The sequence below is a fragment of the Ruegeria sp. AP12 genome (assembly GCF_056540025.1).
On the sequence record NZ_JBQFVZ010000034.1, the window covers coordinates 1 to 2,003 of the forward strand.

Consider the following 2,003-nt stretch of genomic DNA (forward strand, 5'->3'; position numbering starts at 1 on the left):
AATATATGGGTCGCCAAATCGGGTGACGGTGTGCCGCAATGCGCGAACCCGGAAGGTTGTACCAACACACTCTCGGCTCCGTTGTTCAAATCGCGGGCGGCGGATCGACAAACACCTTTCGCAATCAAGGTGCCTCAATGACCGAAGATACCGAAGTTAACCCACCCCCGCAAGCCGAGCCACTGCATCAGGCCGCGCGCAGGTTGGCCCTTTCAGGTTGTCCGATTTTCCCCTGCTACAACACTCCCGAAAACAAGGTAGACCACAAAAAGCCGCACACGAAAAACGGCTACAAGGATGCCACGTCCAATGTCGAAACGGTGGTCAAATGGTGGAACCGCTGGCCAAACGCGCTGATCGGGATGCCGACCGGCAAGGGCATAGGCGCAACGGTTGTCGACGTCGACCTGGGCAAGATCGGGCACCACAATCCAAAAATTCATGCCGAAGGACTGGCCGCGCAGGAGTGGTGGAACGCAAACAAGGCCGCGTACCAGACCTCAACCATCGTCCGAACGCAGTCCGGTGGTCTGCACGTCTACTGCAAATTCAACGGAGAGCGGAACTCCCAAGGCGGCATCCACAAGGGCGTGGATCGGCGCGGAGAGGGCGGGTACGTCATCGTGCCACCGTCGCCGGGGTACGAAGTCATCCAAACCACCCCACGCGACAAGTGGCCCGAGGCCCCGAACAACGCAGACGGCAGCACGGGTGGCGGCGTCGAACTTGGTCTCCACAAGTACCGGGACGGGCGCACGGTTGAGGATTGGCACACGCTGGCTGACGTCCTGATCAAGCTGATGATCCAGCCCGACGAACTGCACAAGCATTTTCAGAAAATCGCGTTCATCGCCGCGAACTGGTGGAAATTCGAGACCAACAGCATCGAAGACTTCATGCACGCAGCCCTGATCGCCGCGTACCAAGGCGGGACGATCACCACCGAACTTTACGAGAAACACCGCGTCAGGCTGCCTGCCATCGCGCGCTGGTACTACACCAAGGCCCGCGAGGACATCGACGCGATCATCGAAGCCGGTGTGGCGCGCAGCGAGGCCAGAACCGTAGCGGAGTTCATAACCGCTGCCACCGAAGATGAACTCCAACAAATCGAACAACTCATACAAAAACGCAGGGGGAGCGGATGAACAGGTTTGACGGCCTAGAACCGGGTGAGGAACCGACGGACATCGAGAAGATCAAGAAGCGGATCAAGTCGCTGGTCGTCAAATGGGCTGACGCAGGTTTGACCGAGAAGACCGCTGACGTGGACATTGCCGAAGCCGTCGAAGACCTGAAAAAGAACTTTGGCAAGCTGGCTCCCAACAAGACGTTCCTGAAGAACGCGTTGAAGGCCGAGATGGTCCGACGACGGAAACAAGACGACGCCGACACCGGCAAATTTACCTACAAGCCAAAGGGCAAGTACGGCACGATCTTTGACAGGTACGCGGTGGTCAGCGTCAGCGGGAAAACCGTCGTGTTTGACCGAACGTCCCGCACGTTTGCGAAGCCGCACGACATCGTCGCCCTTTACGGCAGCACACCGGCACCAGAACTGGACATAGACGGGAACCAGAAAGGGATCGGCAAGTGGTGGTTGGAGCATCCGGCCCGAGACACCTACACCGACGGCGTGTGCCTAGCGGTGAACGAGACCGCTAACGACAACACGCTGAACCTTTGGTCCGGTTGGGGCGTTGAGGCGAAAGAGGGCGACTGCCAGATCATCATCGACCACATCACCAAGGTGCTGGCCAGAGGCGTTCAGAAACACGCCGACTACATCATCAAGTGGATGGCATGGGGTGTCCAGAACGCGGACATGCCCATCGGAACCGCACTCGTCGTCCACGGCGAACCCGGCGCAGGGAAGGGTGTCATCGGACGCGCGCTGTGTGGCATTTACGGGCACCACCACTCCTACCACGCGCAATCCGAGGGCGAGGTCACGGGCAAGTTCACAGGGCACCTGCGCGACACGATCATGCTGTTTGCCGACG

General features: G+C 59.2%; 2 protein-coding genes. Both read left to right on the plus strand.

All coding sequences use genetic code 11. The features are described 5' to 3' along the window. The first annotated feature begins 137 nt into the window (after positions 1 to 137). Entirely contained in the window at positions 138 to 1,148 is a 1,011-nt protein-coding gene (locus ACR0E6_RS20905) for a bifunctional DNA primase/polymerase (RefSeq protein WP_480563882.1), read from the plus strand. Continuing rightward, the coding region (locus tag ACR0E6_RS20910) for a primase-helicase family protein (RefSeq protein WP_480586899.1) at positions 1,145 to 2,003 on the plus strand (859 nt) is incomplete at its 3' end. The genes ACR0E6_RS20905 and ACR0E6_RS20910, both read left to right, overlap by 4 nt.

Bases quoted from the DNA above. Each gene is read 5' to 3' on its own strand.
- ACR0E6_RS20905 (WP_480563882.1), top strand. From the start codon at position 138: ATGACCGAAGATACCGAAGTTAACCCACCCCCGCAAGCCGAGCCACTG.